Consider the following 20,761-nt stretch of genomic DNA (forward strand, 5'->3'; position numbering starts at 1 on the left):
ACTGACCTCTCTTATCCTTTACGTTCGTTGTCTAACTGACACCATATTTCATCTGCCAGCGTGATAAATTGCCGATCGCCGCTCTGCTGCCAGCGCATTTCATACCATCCCGCCATCAGCAGCAATACCCACGGGCGCCAAAGTACAACCTGCCGCCAAAGCTGCTGCGCGTCGATGGCCGCCCGCCGGGCATACGCCGCCACCAGCTGGCGGCGCTGGTGAGGGGAAATCCACACCGCGGCCAGCTCCAGCGCGATATCGCCATCGCCGGCATATTCCCAGTCGATCAGCCTCAGGCCGGACTCGCTGTGGATAATATTGCCGGCATGGACGTCCATATGCAGCGGCGCCAGCCGCAGAGGACGGGGCTCGCCCCGGCGGCGCAGCCGCTGATGCCAGCGCAGCCAGCGCGGCGTGCGCCGTGCCGGATCGCACGTCTGCCAGTACTGGGCCAGCAGCGGTGCGAGGGTAACACGCCAGCCGAATCGCGGTTGCTGATGCACGTCATACAATAAGTCTGACAGCATAGGGCAGGCCGGTAACTCGCTTTTCACCTCCCCTGCGCAATATTCCACCACCATCCAGCAGGGTGAGTAAAACAGCGGGGCTGGCGCCAGCCTGGCAGGCAGTTGGCGGAGCGCGCGATACTGACGGCGGAAATAACAGGAAGCGGCTGATGGGTCGTGCGGCTGGCGCAGCACGTGCCGCTGGTCGCCGTCGCTGATAATCACACTGCCGCCGCTGAGGCCATTCTGGCTCAGCGAGGCGACAGGATGATAGCGGGGGAAGAAGCGCGACAAGAGCTCATCGCGCGTCAGCTTATTGTTGCTGAACAGCACCTTTACCTGACCAGATAATCTCGCCGGTTTGCACCAGCATCAACTGCATCTTCAGTTCAGGCGCGTTGACGTTGCCGGTGGCATTGGAGTAAAGCACATACTGCGCGCCCACGTTGCGGGCGATACCCATGGCTTTGCTGCGGCTGCCGAGGCTGTCCTGCGGCGACAGGCCCAGCTGCTGTTTGGCGACCCCCAGCTGCTGCGCCGAGACCAGCGTAAACTTGCCGTTGCCGGCCAGCGCATTACGCAGCGCGCTAGTGGCTTCTCCCGCATTCAGCGTACCATTGGTGCGGTTGTTCACGCTGTCAACCAGCAGAATACTGCCCGCATTGACGCCGCTGGCCTGCAGCATCTGCCCCACCAGCGGCTGGACCGCGCCGTTCCAGTCATAATGACGCACGCGCGGCGCCGGCTGACCAGACTGCTGATCCTGATGCTCAATGGGCCCCGGCTGCGACGGTACGGCAGGAACCGCCGGCACCGTCGGCACCGTGGGCTGCGGCTGCGCAGGCTGCTGCGGCTGCGGTTTGGCCTCTTCGACCGGCGCAGGCTGCTCACGTAACCCCGCACAGCCTGCGAGGAATATCGCCAGTGCTGTGATTAACGCATAGCGACACATTTTCATCATTATAATTACCCCTTACAGATAAAGATAAAGGCGGGCCTTATGCGCCCCCAGGATATTGGCGCTACCATACAATGTCACCGAAGAGCGTGCCGGAACCACGATGGTGCGCGGCGCGTCCAGCGGATGCATCTCCAGCCCTCGGGCGTCATACCAGAAAAAACGATAGTGCACGGTGACCGGCTGCTGGCGCTCGTTATACAGCGTTGAGGAGGCGGTAGCCTGAATCTCCGTCGCCACCACGGCAGGCTCGCTGGCGCTGATCCCGGCCGCCAGCACGCTCGACTCCATCACCAGCGCCTGCTGGTCAGAAACCGGGATCTCCGGATGTGAACTACACCCGGCCAGCAGTCCCGCCGCCAGGCAAGCGCCCAAAAGGGTCCTGAGCATGGCGTTAGCCTTTATGCGCCAGCATCGGGCCCAGCGGACGACCGCCCAGCAGATGCATGTGGATATGGTAAACTTCCTGGCCGCCGTGGCGGTTGCAATTAACGATCAAACGGTAGCCATCGTCGGCAAGACCTTCATCGCGGGCGATCTTCGCCGCGACGGTCATCATCCGGCCCAGCGCCAGCTCATGTTCGGTGGTGACGTCATTCACGGTAGGAATCAGAACATTCGGGACAATCAGAATGTGGGTGGGTGCCTGCGGGGAGATGTCGCGAAAAGCGGTCACAAGCTCATCCTGATAGACAATATCCGACGGGATCTCCCGGCGAATGATTTTGCTGAAAATCGTTTCTTCTGCCATGACTGATTCCTTATTAGTTTTATCCCATACGCTGGCCTGCTTCTGCAGATAAACGCGGACGCACAGGTTCAGATAAGAGTATGAGCGACATCCTCCCTCTCTTTCAACCTGAAAGCAGTTTTTCTTATTCAACTATAGACTTAGCTGCTGAGGGATTAAGCATTTGCCGGATACTCTTCAGGGTTATCGCCTCAGAAAACCTCACCTCGTAACGTAAAAAAGGCAGCCAATAGGCTGCCTTAGTCTCCCCGATACTACGTCTTAACTGTTACGGATGTACTCATCCATTTCAGTTTTCAGGTTATCGGACTTGGTACCGAAGATGGCCTGTACGCCAGAACCTGCCACTACCACGCCAGCGGCGCCCAGTTTTTTCAGGCCAGCCTGGTCAACTTTCGCTACATCCGCCACGCTAACACGCAGACGAGTAATACATGCGTCGAGGTTGGTGATGTTCTCTTTACCGCCGAAAGCGGCGATCAGAGCCGGAGCCATCTCGCTGGTTGCGCCAGCTTTGCTCTCTTCGGTGGTATCTTCACGACCCGGTGTTTTCAGATCCAGGGCTTTAATCAGCACGCGGAAAATGACGTAGTACACGATCGCATAGCAGATACCGACAATCGGGAACAGCCACAGCTTGCTGCTGTTACCGGACAGGACGATAAAGTCGATCAGGCCGTGAGAGAACGAGGTACCATCACGCATACCCAGCAGGATACAGATCGGGAACGCCAGACCCGCCAGAATGGCATGGATAACGTACAGGATCGGCGCCACGAACATGAAGGAGAACTCGATCGGCTCGGTGATACCGGTCAGGAACGAGGTCAGCGCGGCGGAGATCATGATACCGCCCACTTTGGCGCGGTTTTCCGGTTTAGCAGAGTGCCAAATCGCGATTGCCGCTGCCGGCAGACCGTACATTTTGAACAGGAAGCCGCCAGACAGTTTGCCCGCGGTCGGGTCGCCTGCCATGTAGCGCGGGATATCGCCGTGGAACACCTGACCAGCCGCGTTGGTGTATTCGCCGATCTGCATCTGGAAAGGAACGTTCCAGATGTGGTGCAGACCAAACGGCACCAGGCAACGCTCGATGAAACCGTAGATACCAAACGCTACCACCGGGTTCTGATAAGCAGCCCACTGGGAGAAGGTCTGGATCGCGGAACCGATCGGCGGCCAAATGAAGGAGAGGATCACGCCGGTGAAGATAGCGGCCAGACCAGAGATAATCGGTACAAAGCGCTTGCCCGCAAAGAAGCCCAGGTATTCTGGCAGCTTGATACGATAGAAGCGGTTGAACATGTACGCGGCGATAGCACCGGAGATAATACCGCCAAGCACGCCGGTATCAGCCAGGTGTTTTGCCGCAATCTCTTCAGCAGGTAAATGCAGCACCAGCGGCGCAACCACCGCCATGGTTTTCACCATGATGCCGTAAGCCACGACTGCAGCCAGTGCGGATACACCGTCGTTATTGGTGAAGCCGAGGGCCACACCGATAGCGAAGATCAGCGGCATGTTGGCGAAAACTGAACCGCCTGCTTCTGCCATAACGTGGGAGACCACGGCTGGCAGCCAGCTGAAGTTTGCGGAACCGACGCCCAGCAGGATACCTGCGATAGGCAGTACGGATACCGGCAGCATCAGCGATTTACCGACCTTCTGCAGGTTAGCAAATGCATTCTTAAACATAATTGAGAGTGCTCCTGAGTATTTGGTACTTTTTTACGTTTTCACGCATTGGCCCGGGGGGAGAACCGTGCCGTGGACAGGACATCTAAGCGCCCTTTATTTATTACACAGAGTAAAATAATTAACGGGATGATTGTTTGACGGCTATCACGTTTCAATCAGCCTTACGGTAAAAATTTACATCAGCTTACATAAGTTGTATCCAGATGTTGCCAAAAAACCTTCACCGCCACTTTTGTGGCGGTGAACTTTACTCGCTTTGGTTATTAATTACGAGCCTTAAAATAATAAGCAGATCAAGCAGGTTGTAAGCGGGCGGGGTCAATATGGAACAGAGTGGCAAAATTATCGGTGGTCTGCTGGGCCAGTTGCTCCAGCGACACGCCTTTCAGTACCGCCATGTATTCCGCAACGTCACGGACCAGCGCCGGCTGGTTCTCTTTGCCGCGATGGGGGACTGGCGCCAGGTACGGCGAATCGGTCTCCACCAGCAGGCGATCCAGCGGAACATAGCGCGCCGCATCGCGCAGCTGCTCGGCGTTACGAAAAGTGACGATACCGGAAAACGAGATATAGAACCCCATGTCGAGCAATTTACCCGCTGTCTCCCTGTCCTCAGTGAAACAGTGTAGTACGCCACCGCAATCCGTCACCTTTTCTTCGCGTAAAATGGCCAGGGTATCGGCGCGCGCGTCACGGGTGTGGACGATCACCGGCTTATTCAGCTCGCGGCCAATGCGTATGTGGTCGCGAAACGAGGTTTGCTGCTGGGCTTTGGTTTCCGGGGTATAAAAATAATCCAGACCGGTCTCCCCCATCGCCACAACGCCCTCTTCCGCCGCCAGCGTGCGCAGGGTCTCCACCTCGTAGGCTTCGTCCTGGTTTAACGGATGCACGCCGCAGGAGAAGACGACGTTGTCACGCGTCCCCACCAGCTCACGCATACTGCGGTAGCCGGGCAAGGTCGTGGCGACCGCCAGGCAGAATTTCACATCGCGCGCGGCCGCTTTTGCCAGCACGTCGTCGACGTTTTTGTGCAGAGTTTGATAATCCAGACCATCAAGATGGCAGTGGGAGTCGACTAAAAACATAATGTCTCACTCAGAGGTGGGATACGGGTAAAACCGTCCCGGGTTGCAGGTAATGTTCCCAGCGCAGCAGGCGCTCGGTGAGCAGCAGTTCGCGGTTGACGCCGACGACGTTCAGCAATTGCTCACGGCAGGTACAGACGTCATGGGCGATCGCCTGCAGCCGGGCGGCGGGCAGGCTGTGCGCCAGCTGCTCCAGCAGCGGCCAGACGTCCGGGTTACTCACCAGGGCAATCCCCTGCTGTCGTTTTTGCGCATCGACCAGCAGCGATGCCAGCCAGTGCAGGCGAACCGCCGCCTGTTCATGATTGAGTATCGGCAGCAACGCCAGCCAGTCACCGCTCGCCAGAGTGGCCGCCAGGGCCTGACACAGCTGCTGCCGCGCCGTCCACTGCGGTTCCTGTAATAGTTCGAGCGCCGCGGCCGGCGCGCTGGCGCACAGACGCAACGCGGTCAACAGTGACTCCTGCGGCAGGTTCACCTCTCGCTCCAGCCAGGCCAGGGCATAAGACTCCGACGGCGGCGCCAGGTGGTGCAGGCGACAACGGCTGCGCAGAGTCGTCAGCAGACGCGCCGGCTCCTGGCAGGCGAGGAAGAACCAGGTATTCTCCGGCGGCTCCTCCAGCGTTTTCAGCAACGCGTTGGCGGCGGCATCGGTCAGCAAAGCGGCATCGCTAATCCACACCACTTTCGCCCCACCGAGGCGCGCGCGCTCATAGAGCTTTTCATTGACATCGCGCACCGCATCAATGCCCAGCGCACTCTTGCCCTTTTCGGGGATCAGCGGATAGTAATCGGGATGTGTGCCGGCCTGCATCAGCTGGCAACTATGGCAGTGGCCGCAGCTTTTATGTCCTTCGGGCTGGCGGCACATCAGGAAGCGGCACAGCGCGTAAATCAACGCCTCACCGCCCATCCCGCTCAGAGACTGTAACAGCAAGGCGTGGTGGCCTCGTCCGGCCTGATAGCTTCCGACCAGTTGCTCGAACGACGGGCGCAGCCACGGATACCATTTCATGCCGGTTGCTCCGCCATCCACTGGGCGATCGTGGCGCGAATGTCGCGAGCGACGGCGTCGAGCGGCTGGGTCGCGTCAACCGTACGGATCGACGGGTCTGCAGCGGCCAGCTCAAGGTAGCGCGCGCGGGTGCGATTGAAGAAGTTCATGGACTCCTGCTCAATGCGATCCAGTTCGCCGCGGGCCCGGGCGCGCTGCAGCCCCACTTCCGGCGTGACGTCGAGGTACAGCGTCAGATTGGGGCGGAAATCGCCGAGTACCGCGTCGCGCAGCGTCGCCAGCATCGTACGGTCGATTCCCCGGCCGCCGCCCTGATAAGCCTGAGTCGACAGATCGTGACGATCGCCGATCACCCACTGGCCGCGGGCCAGCGCGGGCTTAATCACGGTCTCCACCAGCTGGACGCGCGCCGCGTAAAACATCAGCACTTCCGCTTTATCATTAATGACCTCATCACCCGTGGACTGGATATCCAGCACCAGGCTACGCAGTTTTTCGGCAAGGACAGTGCCCCCCGGCTCGCGGGTAAACACCATATCGTGAATACCTGCCGACTGCAGCGTCTCCACCACCAGCTGACGTGCGGTGGTCTTCCCGGCGCCCTCCAGCCCCTCGATGACGATATAGTTACTGCGCATTTTTTTCCTTAAGTACTTTCAGATAGTCCTGCACCGCACGGTTATGACTGACCAGGTTTGTGGTAAACGTATGGCCCCCTTTCCCGTCGGCGACAAAATAGAGGTATGACGTTTTCGCCGGATGGGCGGCCGCCTTCAGCGACGCCTCGCCCGGCACTGCGATAGGACCAGGCGGCAGGCCGCTGATGGTATAAGTGTTGTATGCGGTCGGCGTCTCGAGATCCTTACGCGTTAACTTACCAGTATACCCCTCGCCCATCCCGTAGATCACGGTCGGATCGGTCTGTAAGCGCATACCGATGCGCAGGCGATTGATAAATACCGACGCGACGCGGTCGCGCTCTTCCGCCACCGCGGTCTCTTTCTCAATAATCGAGGCCATGGTCAACAGCTGGTTCTGATCGGCATAGGGCAGATTGTCCATCCGTCCTTCCCAGATCTTCGCCACTTCGGCGACCATTTTCTGATGCGCGCGCTTGAGGATGGCGATATCGCTGGTATTGGCGGTGTACATCCAGGTATCCGGCCAGAACCAGCCCTCCACCCAGTCGGCATGCTCAAGACCCAACGCCTTAGCCACCGTCGCGTAGCTATCATCCTCGAGAGTGTGCTTCACGTACGGGGCATCGCGCAGCTGGCGCAGGTAGTCGCTAACGCGCATACCTTCGACAAAGCGCAGCGGAAACTGCGCCTCTTTACCGCTGGCCAGCAGCTGCAGCATCTCGCGCACCGTCATCTGCGGCGTGAAGCGATAGGTCCCGGCTTTGAAGTGAGACAGCTCAGGTTCCACCCGCAGCAGCCACTGGAAAACGCGCGGGCGGTTGATCACCTTCTCGCGATAAAGATCCTGGCCCAGCGCCAGACGGCCGGTACCGGGCTCCAGGGTGAAGATGGTCTCTTCTTTAATCAGCAGCTTGCTGTCCGCCAGCTGGCGTACTTTCCACATGCCTGCCGCCGCGGCGATGCCCAGCACCACCACTAACAGCAGAATAAAACGTAACATTTTCTTCATACTAACCAGACAGCTCACACAAAGGGGCTAAAAAATGGTAAAGCTCGCGCGAGGACCAGACGGTCTCCTCCCAGCGACGAACCGGCACCAGCGGCATCAGCGCATTGCAGATCAGCACTTCATCGGCTTCACGCAATACCTCAGGACGCGCTGTCACTTCGACAACGCGAAACGCCGATGGTGCCAGCTGTGCGATACAGCGCTGCCGCATAATGCCGTTGACCCCGGCGTAATCGAGCCGCGGAGTAAATACATCCCGTCCCTGACGCCAGAATAAATTCGCGGCACAGCATTCCGTAAGCCACCCGTCACTGTCAAGGACCAGCGCCTCATCGGCGTCCGTCTGCTCAAGATGAGAGCGGATCAGTACCTGCTCAAGGCGATTAAGATGCTTCAGTCCGGCAAGCCACGGGTTGCGCCCCAGGGGCACCGGGCTCTGGGTCAGGGTAATGCCCTCCTCCCGCCAGCGCGCATAATGCGCCGGGAATGGAGAGACACTGAGAATGCGGGTGGGCGACACGCAGCCCGCCGTACTGTATCCCCTTCCCCCAACGCCGCGGGTGAGGATCACCTTCAACACGCCCTGCGCGTGCGGCCGCGCCAGACGCTGCATCTCTTCGCTCAGCGTCAGCCAGTCGTGAAATGGTATTTGTAATTTTTCACAGGTTGTCTGCAAACGCTGCAGATGGGCGTCCAGTAGCGCAACCTGCCCCTGCTGGATGCGGGCGGTGGTAAAACAGCCGTCGCCAAACTGGGCGGCGCGATCGTTCGCCGCCAGCGTGTCCTGTTCAACGCCATTTATCAAGAACATAAAGGACTCCTTTTCACTGGTCGGTGAGTGTCTCAGGACACGGAGCAGAGGACAAGCGGAGAAAGCCGAATAAAAAAGGCCCGACGAACGGGCCTTTTGTTAAAGCAGTACCGGGGCAAGCCCTGTCACACTTTTTTGAAGATCAGCGAACCGTTAGTGCCGCCAAAACCGAAGGAGTTGCACAGGGTGTACTCCATACCGGAAACCTGACGCGCTTCGTGTGGCACGAAATCGAGGTCGCAGCCCTCATCCGGGTTGTCGAGGTTGATCGTCGGCGGAACCGCCTGGTCGCGCAGCGCCAGGATAGAGTAGATCGACTCTACGGCCCCTGCCGCGCCCAGCAGGTGCCCGGTCATGGATTTGGTGGAGCTCACCATGACGCGGCTCGCCGCATCACCGAAGACTGACTTAACGGCCTGCGCTTCTGCTTTATCGCCCGCCGGCGTCGAGGTGCCGTGGGCGTTGACGTAGCCAATCTGGCCCGGTTCGATACCCGCATCGCGAATGGCATTCACCATCGCCAGCGCGGCGCCCGCACCATCTTCCGGCGGTGACGTCATGTGGTAAGCATCGCTGCTCATGCCGAAGCCAACGATCTCGGCGTAGATTTTGGCACCGCGTTTTTTAGCATGCTCGTACTCTTCCAGCACCACCATACCCGCGCCGTCGCCCAGCACGAAGCCGTCGCGATCTTTATCCCACGGACGGCTTGCCGCCTGCGGGTTGTCATTGCGCGTGGAGAGCGCACGCGCCGCGCCGAAGCCGCCCACGCCAAGCGGGGTACTGGCTTTTTCCGCACCGCCTGCCACCATCGCATCGGCATCGCCATAGGCGATGATGCGCGCGGCCTGGCCGATGTTGTGCACGCCTGAAGTACACGCGGTCGCGATAGAGATACTTGGCCCACGCAGACCAAACATGATGGTCAGATGCCCGGCCACCATGTTAACAATTGTGGAAGGAACGAAGAATGGGCTGATCTTACGCGGTCCGCCGTTAACCAGCGAACTGTGGTTTTCTTCGATCAAGCCGAGACCGCCAATACCGGAGCCGATAGCGGCGCCAATACGGGTTGCATTCTCTTCCGTCACTTCAAGGCCAGAATCCTGCATGGCCTGAACGCCAGCGACAATTCCATATTGAATGAAGGCATCCATCTTGCGCTGTTCTTTGCGCGAGATAATGTCATCACAGTTAAAATCCTTTACTAAGCCAGCAAATTTCGTTGCATAGGCGCTAGTATCGAAATGGTCGATCAGGCTGATGCCACTCTGACCGGCAAGGAGAGCTTTCCAGGTAGACTCTACGGTATTGCCGACAGGAGACAACATGCCCAGTCCGGTCACAACTACACGACGCTTAGACACGTTTGTCCTCCAGGGAGGGAAAATAGATTCTTGTGGGACAATAAAAAGATAAAACTCAGGCGGTCGAATGACCGCCTGGAGATGTTCACTTACGCCTGGTGGCCGTTGATGTAATCAATGGCAGCCTGAACGGTGGTGATTTTCTCAGCTTCTTCGTCCGGAATCTCAGTATCAAACTCTTCTTCCAGAGCCATTACCAGCTCAACGGTGTCAAGAGAATCAGCGCCCAGGTCTTCAACGAAGGAAGCATTGTTGGTAACTTCTTCCTGCTTAACGCCCAGCTGCTCGCCGATAATTTTCTTAACGCGTTCTTCGATAGTGCTCATACTCTTAAATTTCCTATCAAAACTCGCTTTCGCGATGGTTTTCGTAGTGTATAAAATGTTGAAAAATTTGCAACTAAATCCCGGCAGGTCTTACCACGATTTTGCGCTATTTTGAGGCCGTTTGCCCTAAGAACGCAAATCTTTTCGCACAAAACCGCACAGGGAACCGTGCGAAGTGCGCGGTTCCTGAACGTTTTGCACAAATCTCGGTCAGACCATGTACATTCCGCCGTTGACGTGCAGCGTTTCACCAGTGATGTAACTTGCTTCGTCAGAGGCTAAAAATGCAACCGCGCTGGCGATTTCATTTGGGGTGCCAAGGCGCCCCGCAGGAACTGCCGCCAGCGTACCCGCACGCTGCTCATCGGTCAGCGCACGCGTCATGTCCGTTTCAATAAAGCCCGGAGCAACAACGTTTACAGTAATACCGCGGGACGCAACTTCACGCGCCAGTGATTTACTGAAGCCGATCAGACCCGCTTTCGCCGCAGCGTAGTTGGCCTGACCCGCATTTCCCATGGTACCAACCACAGAACCGATAGTGATAATACGTCCATGACGCTTTTTCATCATAGCGCGCATTACCGCTTTTGACAGACGGAAAACCGATGACAGGTTGGTTTCGATAATATCGTTCCACTCGTCATCTTTCATGCGCATCAACAGATTGTCGCGAGTGATCCCGGCATTATTCACCAGGATATCCACTTCGCCAAACTCTGCGCGCACATTTTCCAGAACAGATTCAATAGATGCCGGGTCGGTCACATTCAACATCAGACCTTTACCGTTGGCGCCTAAATAGTCGCTGATGGCCTGCGCGCCGCTTTCGCTGGTCGCAGTACCGATAACTTTCGCGCCACGAGCGACGAGCGTTTCAGCGATTGCACGGCCAATACCGCGGCTTGCACCGGTAACCAGCGCGATTTTTCCTTCAAAACTCATGGTTTTCCTCTTTTATTGCTCAAGCGCCGCAGACATCGCCGCCGGCTCGTTAAGCGCGGAAGCGGTCAGGGTGTCAACAATACGTTTGGTCAGGCCGGTGAGGACTTTACCCGGGCCAACTTCATACAGATGCGTTACGCCCTGCGCCGCCATAAACTCAACGGTTTTGGTCCACTGGACCGGGCTGTACAGCTGGCGTACCAGCGCGTCGCGAATGGCGTCCGGCGTGGTTTCGCATTTCACGTCGACGTTATTCACTACCGGAATCGTCGGCGCGTTGAAGGTGATTTTCTGCAACTCCAGCGCCAGTTTTTCTGCAGCTGGCTTCATCAGCGCGCAGTGGGACGGCACGCTCACCGGCAGCGGCAGCGCGCGTTTGGCGCCAGCGGCTTTACAAGCGGCGCCAGCGCGTTCAACGGCCTCTTTATGCCCGGCGATAACCACCTGGCCCGGGGAATTGTAGTTCACCGGAGAGACAACCTGCCCTTCGGCCGATTCTTCACAGGCTTTGGCGATAGAAGCGTCATCCAGGCCGATAATCGCGGACATGGCGCCGGTACCTTCCGGTACGGCTTCCTGCATGAATTTCCCGCGCAGTTCAACCAGACGAACGGCATCAGCGAAACCGATAACCCCTGCGCAAACCAGCGCGGAGTATTCGCCGAGGCTGTGGCCCGCCAGCAGGGTCGGCGCTTTGCCGCCCTGCTGCTGCCAGACGCGGTATAGCGCCACGGAGGCGGTCAGCAGCGCCGGCTGAGTCTGCCAGGTTTTATTCAGTTCTTCTGCCGGGCCCTGTTGAGCCAGCGCCCACAGATCGTAACCCAACGCTGCGGACGCTTCACCGAAGGTCTCTTCAATCACCGGCCAGGTGGCAGCCATATCGGCCAGCATGCCTACGGCCTGGGAACCTTGTCCCGGGAACACAAAAGCAAATTGCGTCATGTTTAAATCCTTATACTAAAAACGAACCAGCGCGGAACCCCAGGTGAAACCGCCACCAAAGGCTTCCAGCAGAATCAACTGACCGCGTTGGATACGGCCATCGCGAACGGCTTCATCCAGCGCGCAAGGGACCGACGCCGCGGAGGTGTTGCCATGGCGGTCGAGGGTCACAACGACGTTATCCATCGACATGCCCAGTTTCTTCGCCGTCGCGCTGATAATACGCAGGTTTGCCTGGTGCGGCACCAGCCAGTCCAGCGCTGAACGTTCAAGATTATTCGCTGCCAGCGTCTCATCAACGATGTGCGCCAGCTCGGTGACCGCCACTTTGAAGACTTCATTGCCGGCCATCGTCAGATAGATCGGGTTTTCCGGATCGACGCGATCGACGTTCGGCAGGGTCAGCAGTTCGCCATAGCTGCCGTCAGCATGCAGATGCGTCGAGATAATGCCTGGCTCTTCAGACGCGCCAAGCACTACCGCGCCCGCGCCGTCACCGAAAATAATGATCGTGCCGCGATCGGTGGGATCGCAAGTACGCGCCAGCACATCGGCGCCAATCACCAGCGCATAATCCACCGCGCCGTTCTTCACGTACTGATCGGCGACGCTCAGCGCATAGGTGAAACCGGCGCAGGCGGCCGCGACATCAAACGCCGGGCAACCCTTAACGCCCAGCATAGACTGGATCTGGCATGCCGAACTCGGAAACGCGTGCGTGCCGGAGGTGGTCGCAACGATAATCAGACCAATCTGCTCCGCGGACACGCCCGCCATCGCCAGCGCCTGCTTTGCGGCTTCAAAGCCCATCGTAGCAACTGTTTCATGCGCTGCGGCAATACGACGCTCACGGATACCTGTGCGGGTGACAATCCACTCGTCAGAGGTCTCTACCATTTTTTCCAGGTCGGCGTTTGTACGCACTTGCTCGGGCAGATAGCTGCCGGTACCAATAATCTTCGTATACATGTACGCTCAGTCACTCTTGGGTAATATACCCGCCTCTTTCAACCTGCCGCGGCGTCAATCGTGGCCATTCGTCCCGCTTTGCTGTCGGGAGTTCACGTCACTGTCGCTTTCCGGCAGCGCGAAACCAGCTGGGTATAAAGATTCCAGGCGCGCGGCGATCCGTTGAGGAATTTGCCGCTGCACCGCCTGCACTGCCTGCTCTATCGCGACGCTAAAGGCGCGTTGATTGGCAGCACCATGACTCTTGATCACGGAACCGCGCAATCCTAACAGACAGGCGCCATTATACTGGTCGGGGTTGAGGTGACTGAATCGCCTCGCCAGGCTTTTTTGTAACCAACGTTTTAATAACAGCAGCCACCACGACCGTTTTTTGCCCTCTCCCTGAGATTTCAGCAGCGAAAGGAACATTCTGACAACACCTTCCATGGTTTTTAATGTGACGTTGCCCGTGAATCCATCACAAACCAGCACATCGGTTTTTCCGGTCAACAGTTCATTGGCTTCAAGATAGCCGATGTAGTTGAGGGAAGGCAGCGTTTTCAGCACTGCGGCAGCATCGCGAATGCTGCTGAGGCCTTTCATCTCTTCTTCGCCGATATTCAGCAAGGCGACGCGCGGGTTGGTCATGCCAACCACTTCCTCTGCCAGCACCGCGCCCATGACGGCGAACTGCACCAACATCGTGCTGTCGCAATCGACGTTGGCGCCAAGATCCAGCACCACGGTTTTGCCCTTCTGCTGGTGCGGCAGAACCGTCACCAGCGCCGGCCGCTCAATACCTTCGATCGGTTTGAGCAACAGTTTCGCCAGTCCCATCAGCGCGCCGGTGTTGCCGGCGCTGACGCAGGCTTCCGCCCGCCCTTCTTTCACAAGCTCCAGCGCCACGCGCATTGAGCTTCCGCGACTGCTGCGGATAGCCTGTGCGGGTCGCGCATCACTGGCAATAACTGACTGCGCAGGAATAATCTGCAGACGCGAACGTTGTTCGAAGTCAGCTTTGGCAAGTAATGGCGTGATGGCGTCGGGGTCGCCGACTAAAAGAAGTGTGAGTTGCGAATTAGAGTTCAGTGCCTGCAGTGCTGCAGGCACCGTCACGGATGGGCCAAAATCGCCCCCCATGACATCTAACGCCAGGGTTAGACGTGTCAAGGTATCGTCGCTGCCCGGTTCGGTGATTCCCCAGTTGCCCGGGGAGTCCTCACTAAGCTTCATCACGCTGGCACTCGCGAATGTTCACGCTGCAGACGCAACAATTTGGGCATTGATGCCCCTGGTGATCGGGTTAACCGAATGTCCAAGGACGCACACGCCCGCCATGGCCTGCAACGGGAAATCCTGCGAGTATCGCGTGATTACTTAGCGATAACCTTGCGACCGCGGTAGAAACCGTCGGCAGTGATGTGGTGACGCAGGTGTTTCTCACCAGAAGTTTTGTCTACAGACAGGCTGGTGACTGCGGTCAGCGCGTCATGGGAACGACGCATGCCACGTTTGGAACGGGTTGGTTTATTCTGTTGTACGGCCATGGACCTTACTCCTCAATTACTTACGCTTTAAGCTGGCTAATACGGCAAATGGGTTTGGTTTTTGTGCCTCTTCAGGCAGTTCGCCAAAGACCATGTCCGCGTCGGACACTTCACAGTGTTCAGAATCATGCACCGGAACTACGGGCAGGGAGAGGATAATTTCATCCTCGACCATTGCCTGCAGGTCGATTTCACCGAATTCGTTAACCTCAATCGGCTCATACGCTTCCGGTAGTGCTTCGGCCTGTTCGTCATTTCTGACGGGGCTAAAACAATACGTGGTGTGGACGTGATGAGGGAACGGTTTCCCGCAACGCTGGCATTCGAGGGTTACCGTCACCTTTGCATCGCCAGTAATGACGGCGAGACGCTGGTTATCGATAGCGAACGACATGCTGCATTCCACATCGCTGTCCACGCTGACTACAGAATCGGCTACACGTTCAACCTGATCGCGGGCATAGATGCCTTCGTAATCAAGGCGTTTTTGAGCCGTGCGGACCGGATCAAGAGTCAGGGGTAATTTTACCTTTTGCATAGGGCGCGCATATTAACTTTGTAATGTCATAGAGTCAAAGAAAAAGGCAGCCTCAGGTTGCCTTTTGCCATTTATTCGCACACATTGCGGCGCATAGTTTAAGATGATGCTCTGCGAAGCGCTATATGTGGATGAAAAAATATGTCTGAACTTATCCTCGCGTCAACCTCTCCCTGGCGGCGCATGCTGCTGGAAAAACTGGGGTTACCGTTTGAATGTGCCGCGCCTGACGTTGACGAAACGCCGCTGCCGGAAGAATCCGCGCGTCAGCTTGTCGCCCGACTGGCGCAAGCCAAAGCGCAAAGCCTGGCCTCCCGCTATCCGCACCACCTTATTATAGGCTCCGATCAGGTTTGCGTATTAGACGGTGAAATCACCGGCAAACCGCACACCGAAGAAAATGCCCGCCGGCAGTTGCGAAAGGCCAGCGGGACCATCGTCACCTTTTATACCGGTCTGGCGCTATACAACTCCGCCACCGGCCATCTGCAAACCGAATGCGAGCCCTTTGACGTTCACTTTCGCCATCTCAGCGATAAAGAGATTGAAGGCTACGTCCGCAAAGAGAACCCGCTGCAATGTGCCGGGAGTTTCAAGAGCGAGGGGTTAGGGATTACGCTATTTGAACGACTGGAAGGCCGCGACCCGAACACTCTGGTCGGTTTACCCTTAATCGCGCTCTGTCAGATGCTGCGCCGCGAGAATAACAATCCGCTGTTAGGTTAAAGCAAAAAAAACGGCGGAACTGATTCCGCCGTTGCGCTTATTTGCTCTTACGTAGCACCTGTAAACAGTGCTTCAGCTGGTTATCCAGCGGCGCCTCAACGCGCATCACCTCCCCGCTCCCCGGGTGGGTAAACTTCAGCGCCGCCGCGTGCAGGAACAGGCGGTTTAAGCCGGTACCGGACAGCTGCTTGTCGAACTCGCGGTCGCCATAGCGATCGTCAAAAGCGATAGGATGCCCGGCATACTGGGTATGAACGCGGATCTGATGCGTGCGGCCGGTGACCGGGCTGCAGCGCACCAGCGTGGCGAATTCGTAACGCTCTTCCACTTTAAAGCGCGTCTCCGACGGCTTGCCTTCCTGACTCACGCGAACGATACGCTCCCCACTCTGCAGAATATTCTTCAACAGCGGGGCCTGGACCACTTTGGTATGCGACTGCCACTGGCCGCGCACCAGCGCCAGGTAGTCTTTCTGCATGCCTTTATCGCGCAGCTGCTCGTGCAGCGAACGCAGCGCCGAGCGCTTTTTCGCCACCAGCAGCACGCCGGAGGTATCGCGGTCGAGACGATGCACCAGCTCAAGGAAACGTGCCTCCGGGCGCAGGGCGCGCAGCCCTTCAATCACGCCAAAGCTCAGTCCGCTGCCGCCGTGTACCGCAGTACCGGAAGGTTTGTTGAGTACCAGAATATGATCGTCTTCATAGAGGATCACCTCAGAGAGCGCGGCCACTTTCTGCAGATGCGGCGATACCGCCTCTTCTTCACGCTCCGCCACGCGCACCGGCGGGATACGGACTTCATCACCCGCTTCCAGCTTATACTCCGGCTTCACGCGCTTTTTGTTTACCCGCACCTCGCCTTTACGCAGGATGCGATAAATCATGCTCTTCGGTACACCTTTCAATTGGGTACGCAAAAAGTTGTCGATACGTTGCCCCGCTTCATCAGCAGCAATGGCAACCATTTTTACGGTTGGGGTCTCAGTTTTCATGGTGCGCGATTCTAAATAGCCGGACGCATTAGCGCCACTCATTTTTATATGCTTATATTTATCATTATCCTGTTTTCACGGTTTACCTGACCGCCATTTTGTTTGTTATTAGAACAATCTGTATGGGCAGGTGATAAAACTGTGAGTAACCGGGTGATAAAAGGTGAAAGTCAACTTGCTATAACAAGGTTAGCAATGGAATAATGAGACCGTTTTCCGTATTGCATCTTGTTAGAACAAGACATTAGCGGAATGACCAATTTTGTCTGACCGATCGCCCACGCAGCAATGGCGTAAGACGTTGTGATCTTTCAGACAGTTAGCGGGCTGCGGGTTGCAGTCCTTACCGGTACAGGCTCTATGGATTTCAAGTCGCAGGAAGGCGTCAACTCCGGGACTCCCGGGAGCTCATCTGGATCCTTTGATCGAGGTGAGCAGGTTAAGCCACCATGCCTGCAACGCGAAAGACGACGAGTATAAATGGAATATTCTCTGGTGATACATCCCAGGCTGTTCCCCTGAATAATTGCGCTGTGTTTCCGTTTGAAACACAGGCGACCGACACTCTGCGCCTCTTAAGCGCGCGACAACCGTGAGGTTGGCGACGTGAACCAGACACGAGGCCATCGGTTTTCCCCCGGAAAGGCATTACTCTGCCCGCAGCTTAGTCGTCAATGTAAGAATAATGAGTAAGTTACGATGAAAAGAATGTTAATCAACGCAACTCAGCAGGAAGAGTTGCGCGTCGCCCTTGTTGATGGGCAGCGCCTGTACGACCTGGATATCGAAAGCCCCGGGCACGAACAGAAAAAAGCGAACATCTACAAAGGCAAAATCACCCGCATTGAACCTAGCCTTGAAGCCGCGTTTGTCGATTACGGCGCCGAGCGTCATGGTTTCCTCCCCCTCAAAGAAATCGCCCGCGAATACTTCCCTGCTAACTACAATGCGCACGGTCGTCCTAATATCAAAGACGTGCTGCGCGAAGGTCAGGAAGTTATCGTGCAGATTGATAAAGAAGAACGCGGCAACAAAGGCGCTGCGCTCACCACCTTTATCAGCCTGGCAGGCAGCTATCTGGTCCTGATGCCGAACAACCCGCGCGCGGGAGGCATTTCCCGCCGTATCGAGGGCGACGACCGTACTGAACTGAAAGAAGCGCTGGCGAGCCTGGAGCTTCCGGACGGCATGGGTCTTATCGTTCGCACCGCTGGCGTCGGCAAATCTGCCGAAGCCCTGCAGTGGGACCTGAGCTTCCGCCTGAAGCACTGGGAAGCGATTCAGAAAGCCGCGGAAAGCCGTCCGGCGCCGTTCCTGATCCACCAGGAAAGCAACGTGATTGTCCGCGCATTCCGCGATTATCTGCGCCAGGACATCGGCGAAATCCTGATCGATAACCCGAAAGTGCTCGAGCTGGCGCGCCAGCATATCGCCGCACTGGGTCGTCCGGATTTCAGCAGCAAAATCAAACTGTACACCGGTGAAATCCCGCTGTTCAGCCATTATCAGATTGAATCGCAAATTGAGTCCGCCTTCCAGCGTGAAGTGCGCCTGCCTTCCGGTGGGTCTATCGTTATCGACAGCACCGAAGCGCTGACCGCGATCGATATCAACTCCGCCCGCGCCACCCGCGGCGGCGATATCGAAGAGACAGCCTTCAATACCAACCTTGAAGCGGCTGACGAGATTGCCCGCCAGCTGCGTCTGCGCGACCTCGGCGGCTTGATCGTTATCGACTTTATCGATATGACCCCGGTTCGCCACCAGCGTGCGGTGGAAAACCGTCTGCGTGAAGCCGTTCGTCAGGACCGCGCGCGCATTCAGATTAGCCATATTTCGCGCTTCGGCCTGCTGGAGATGTCTCGCCAGCGCCTGAGCCCGTCGCTGGGCGAATCCAGCCATCACGTCTGCCCGCGCTGCTCCGGCACCGGTACCGTGCGTGATAACGAATCGCTGTCGCTCTCTATTCTGCGTCTGATTGAAGAAGAGGCGCTGAAAGAGAACACCAAAGAAGTCCACGCCATCGTTCCGGTACCGATCGCCTCTTATCTGCTGAACGAAAAACGTGCCGCAGTGAGCGCAATCGAATCCCGTCAGGGCGATGTCCGCGTCATTATCGTGCCAAACGACGAGATGCAGACGCCGCACTACTCCGTCCTGCGCGTGCGCAAAGGTGAAGAGACCTCAACGCTGAGCTATCTGCTGCCGAAGCTGCATGAAGAAGAGATGGCGCTGCCTGGTGACGAGGAGCCAGCAGAACGTAAACGTCCGGAGCAGCCTGCGCTGGCCGCCTTTGTGATGCCTGACGCCCCACCGGCACCGATGCTGGAAGAGCCTGTGGCTGCCCCTGCGGTCGCCGCTGCCCCGGTCGCGGCCGCCGCGCCGGCCCAGCCGGGACTGCTCTCACGCTTCTTCAGCGCGCTGAAAAATATCTTCTCTGGCACTGAAGAAGCCAAGCCGGTTGAAGTTCCGGTCGAGAAGAAAGCGGAAGAAAAACCGGAGCGTCAGCAGGAGCGCCGCAAACCGCGGAGCAACAACCGCCGCGATCGCAACGACCGCAACGATCGCCGTGATAACCGCGACAATCGTGACAACCGCGATAACCGTGACAATCGCGACACCCGCGCGGACAATGCCGAGGGTCGTGAGCCGCGCGAATCGCGTGAAGAAAACCGTCGCAATCGTCGCGAAAAGCAGCCGCAAAACGTAGAAGCGCGTGACGCTCGCCAGACCGTCGGCGATGACGCGGACAAAGCCAAATCCCGCGACGAGCAGCAGCCACGCCGCGAACGCTCCCGCCGCCGCAATGACGATAAACGTCAGGCGCAGCAGGAAGCCAAGGTGCAGACGCGTGAAGAGCCGGAAGTACAGGAGACTGAGCAGGAAGAGCGTGTGCAGACTCTGCCGCGTCGTAAACCGCGTCAGCTCTCCCAGAAAGTACGCATTGAGTCAGCCGTTGCCGAGCAGACTGCCGAGATCGCGCCTGAGACCGTTGTGGCTGAAGTCGCCACCCCGCGCAGCGAGCCGGTGAAAGCCGAACTGCCGGCGGTAGTGGAAAACGTAGTGGAACACGATGAAAACGGCGAATCCCGTGAAGCGAACGGTATGCCGCGCCGCTCTCGTCGTTCCCCGCGTCATCTGCGCGTGAGCGGTCAGCGCCGTCGTCGCTATCGTGACGAACGCTATCCGACCCAGTCGCCTATGCCGCTGACCGTCGCCTGCGCCTCGCCGGAGATGGCTTCCGGTAAAGTCTGGATCCGCTACCCGGTCGTTCGTCCGCAGGACCAGCAGCCGGAAGAGGTTCCGGTTCAGGACACCAGCGCCATTGAAGCCATCGAGGCTGTTGCGACACCGGTTGCCGTGGTTGAAACCGTCACTGCCGCGCCAGTTACCGTCGAGCCGGCGACCATGGAGCCCGTTACCGCTGAGCCGGTGGTCGTCGAACCTGTCGTAGCCGCCGAGCCGGTTATCGTTGATACTCCGGAAATTGTCGAGCCAGCCGCTGTCGAGCCAGCGCCGGTCGAAGCGCCAGCTGTCGAAGCGCCTCAGGCTATTGCGCCAGTGACGATCGACGCCGAGCCGGTCACGGTTGAACCTGAAGTGGTGGAAACGGCGCCTGTCGTTGAAGCGCCAGTGGAAACCATCGTTCCGGCCACGGAAACCGTGGTGGAAGCACCGGTGACCGAAGCCGCCCCAACAGCCCCTGCCGAACCGGTCAAAGCTGAAACGCCGGTAAGCAAACCCGTGGTTGTGGCTGGCGATCGCCATGCTACCGCGCCGATGACCCGGGCGCCTGCTCCGGCCTATGTCCCGGAAGCGCCGCGCCACAGCACCTGGGTGCGCCCGCCGTTCGCTTTTGAAGGTAAAGGCGCCGCCGGTGGTCATAGTGCGACGCGTAAAGCCACCGCAGAACCGACCCGCCCACAGCCCGTCGAATAAGCGTGCTTAATA

21 protein-coding genes are annotated in these 20,761 nt (G+C 57.8%); 2 read left to right on the forward strand and 19 right to left on the reverse strand.

The window, feature by feature from the left end; all coding sequences use genetic code 11:
• Positions 1-11: 11 nt before the first annotated feature.
• The 18 genes from thiK to yceD form a co-directional block, all read right to left on the reverse strand.
• A complete protein-coding gene (thiK, locus tag SP68_RS16340; protein ID WP_022065356.1) occupies positions 12-839 on the reverse strand; it encodes a thiamine kinase in 828 nt (275 codons plus the stop codon).
• Positions 820-1,458: a penicillin-binding protein activator LpoB gene (gene lpoB, locus SP68_RS16345; RefSeq protein ID WP_162499988.1), complete on the reverse strand. Its 639-nt coding sequence runs from the start codon at positions 1,456-1,458 to the stop codon at positions 820-822. Before lpoB ends, thiK begins: the two co-directional genes overlap by 20 nt.
• Before the next feature lie 21 nt (positions 1,459-1,479).
• Positions 1,480-1,854, reverse strand: a complete 375-nt coding sequence (locus SP68_RS16350) for a YcfL family putative periplasmic lipoprotein (RefSeq protein WP_002900683.1) — start codon at positions 1,852-1,854, stop codon at positions 1,480-1,482.
• A gap of 4 nt (positions 1,855-1,858) precedes the next feature.
• Positions 1,859-2,215, reverse strand: coding sequence for a purine nucleoside phosphoramidase (gene hinT, locus SP68_RS16355; protein WP_004204571.1), 357 nt, complete (start codon positions 2,213-2,215; stop codon positions 1,859-1,861).
• A 261-nt stretch (positions 2,216-2,476) separates the two neighbouring features.
• Positions 2,477-3,910, reverse strand: coding sequence for a PTS glucose transporter subunit IIBC (ptsG, locus tag SP68_RS16360; protein ID WP_008805993.1), 1,434 nt, complete (start codon positions 3,908-3,910; stop codon positions 2,477-2,479).
• A 296-nt stretch (positions 3,911-4,206) separates the two neighbouring features.
• On the reverse strand, positions 4,207-5,001 hold the full coding sequence (locus tag SP68_RS16365) for a metal-dependent hydrolase (RefSeq protein ID WP_008805992.1): 795 nt from the start codon (positions 4,999-5,001) through the stop codon (positions 4,207-4,209).
• Between the two features lie 10 nt (positions 5,002-5,011).
• Positions 5,012-6,016: a DNA polymerase III subunit delta' gene (gene holB / locus SP68_RS16370; protein ID WP_008805991.1), complete on the reverse strand. Its 1,005-nt coding sequence runs from the start codon at positions 6,014-6,016 to the stop codon at positions 5,012-5,014.
• Entirely contained in the window at positions 6,013-6,654 is a 642-nt protein-coding gene (gene tmk, locus SP68_RS16375) for a dTMP kinase (protein ID WP_008805990.1), read from the reverse strand. The genes holB and tmk overlap by 4 nt, the downstream gene beginning before the upstream one ends.
• Positions 6,644-7,666: a cell division protein YceG gene (gene yceG, locus SP68_RS16380; RefSeq protein ID WP_016160617.1), complete on the reverse strand. Its 1,023-nt coding sequence runs from the start codon at positions 7,664-7,666 to the stop codon at positions 6,644-6,646. Before yceG ends, tmk begins: the two co-directional genes overlap by 11 nt.
• 1 nt (position 7,667) lies before the next feature.
• A complete protein-coding gene (pabC, locus tag SP68_RS16385; protein ID WP_012542240.1) occupies positions 7,668-8,477 on the reverse strand; it encodes an aminodeoxychorismate lyase in 810 nt (269 codons plus the stop codon).
• A gap of 125 nt (positions 8,478-8,602) precedes the next feature.
• Complete coding sequence (gene fabF, locus SP68_RS16390) at positions 8,603-9,844, reverse strand: beta-ketoacyl-ACP synthase II (RefSeq protein WP_012542241.1); 1,242 nt, start codon at positions 9,842-9,844, stop codon at positions 8,603-8,605.
• Positions 9,845-9,933: 89 nt separating this feature from the next.
• On the reverse strand, positions 9,934-10,170 hold the full coding sequence (acpP, locus tag SP68_RS16395; RefSeq protein WP_000103754.1) for an acyl carrier protein: 237 nt from the start codon (positions 10,168-10,170) through the stop codon (positions 9,934-9,936).
• A 210-nt stretch (positions 10,171-10,380) separates the two neighbouring features.
• A complete protein-coding gene (fabG, locus tag SP68_RS16400; protein WP_002899294.1) occupies positions 10,381-11,115 on the reverse strand; it encodes a 3-oxoacyl-ACP reductase FabG in 735 nt (244 codons plus the stop codon).
• A 12-nt stretch (positions 11,116-11,127) separates the two neighbouring features.
• On the reverse strand, positions 11,128-12,057 hold the full coding sequence (gene fabD / locus SP68_RS16405) for an ACP S-malonyltransferase (RefSeq protein WP_012542242.1): 930 nt from the start codon (positions 12,055-12,057) through the stop codon (positions 11,128-11,130).
• A gap of 15 nt (positions 12,058-12,072) precedes the next feature.
• Positions 12,073-13,026, reverse strand: a complete 954-nt coding sequence (locus SP68_RS16410; protein ID WP_040975269.1) for a beta-ketoacyl-ACP synthase III — start codon at positions 13,024-13,026, stop codon at positions 12,073-12,075.
• A gap of 54 nt (positions 13,027-13,080) precedes the next feature.
• Entirely contained in the window at positions 13,081-14,178 is a 1,098-nt protein-coding gene (gene plsX / locus SP68_RS16415) for a phosphate acyltransferase PlsX (RefSeq protein WP_012542244.1), read from the reverse strand.
• 203 nt (positions 14,179-14,381) lie between these two features.
• Positions 14,382-14,555, reverse strand: coding sequence for a 50S ribosomal protein L32 (gene rpmF / locus SP68_RS16420; RefSeq protein ID WP_000290724.1), 174 nt, complete (start codon positions 14,553-14,555; stop codon positions 14,382-14,384).
• A gap of 16 nt (positions 14,556-14,571) precedes the next feature.
• Positions 14,572-15,093 (reverse strand): 23S rRNA accumulation protein YceD, encoded by a 522-nt coding sequence (gene yceD, locus SP68_RS16425; protein WP_008805983.1) that lies wholly within the window; start codon positions 15,091-15,093, stop codon positions 14,572-14,574.
• Positions 15,094-15,234: 141 nt separating this feature from the next.
• Here yceD and SP68_RS16430 point away from each other — a divergent pair, with 141 nt between their 5' ends.
• Positions 15,235-15,819 carry a Maf family protein gene (locus SP68_RS16430; protein ID WP_008805982.1) on the forward strand — a complete coding sequence of 195 codons (585 nt, stop codon included), beginning with the start codon at positions 15,235-15,237 and terminating at the stop codon, positions 15,817-15,819.
• A 37-nt stretch (positions 15,820-15,856) separates the two neighbouring features.
• On the opposite strand, the gene rluC is transcribed toward SP68_RS16430, so the two are convergent.
• Complete coding sequence (gene rluC, locus SP68_RS16435; RefSeq protein WP_012542245.1) at positions 15,857-16,810, reverse strand: 23S rRNA pseudouridine(955/2504/2580) synthase RluC; 954 nt, start codon at positions 16,808-16,810, stop codon at positions 15,857-15,859.
• Between the two features lie 699 nt (positions 16,811-17,509).
• On the opposite strand from rluC, the gene rne reads away from it, so the two are divergent.
• A complete protein-coding gene (gene rne, locus SP68_RS16440; protein ID WP_040975263.1) occupies positions 17,510-20,749 on the forward strand; it encodes a ribonuclease E in 3,240 nt (1,079 codons plus the stop codon).
• The last annotated feature ends 12 nt before the right edge of the window (positions 20,750-20,761 follow it).

Source organism: Klebsiella variicola (genome assembly GCF_000828055.2).
GTDB lineage: Bacteria > Pseudomonadota > Gammaproteobacteria > Enterobacterales > Enterobacteriaceae > Klebsiella > Klebsiella variicola.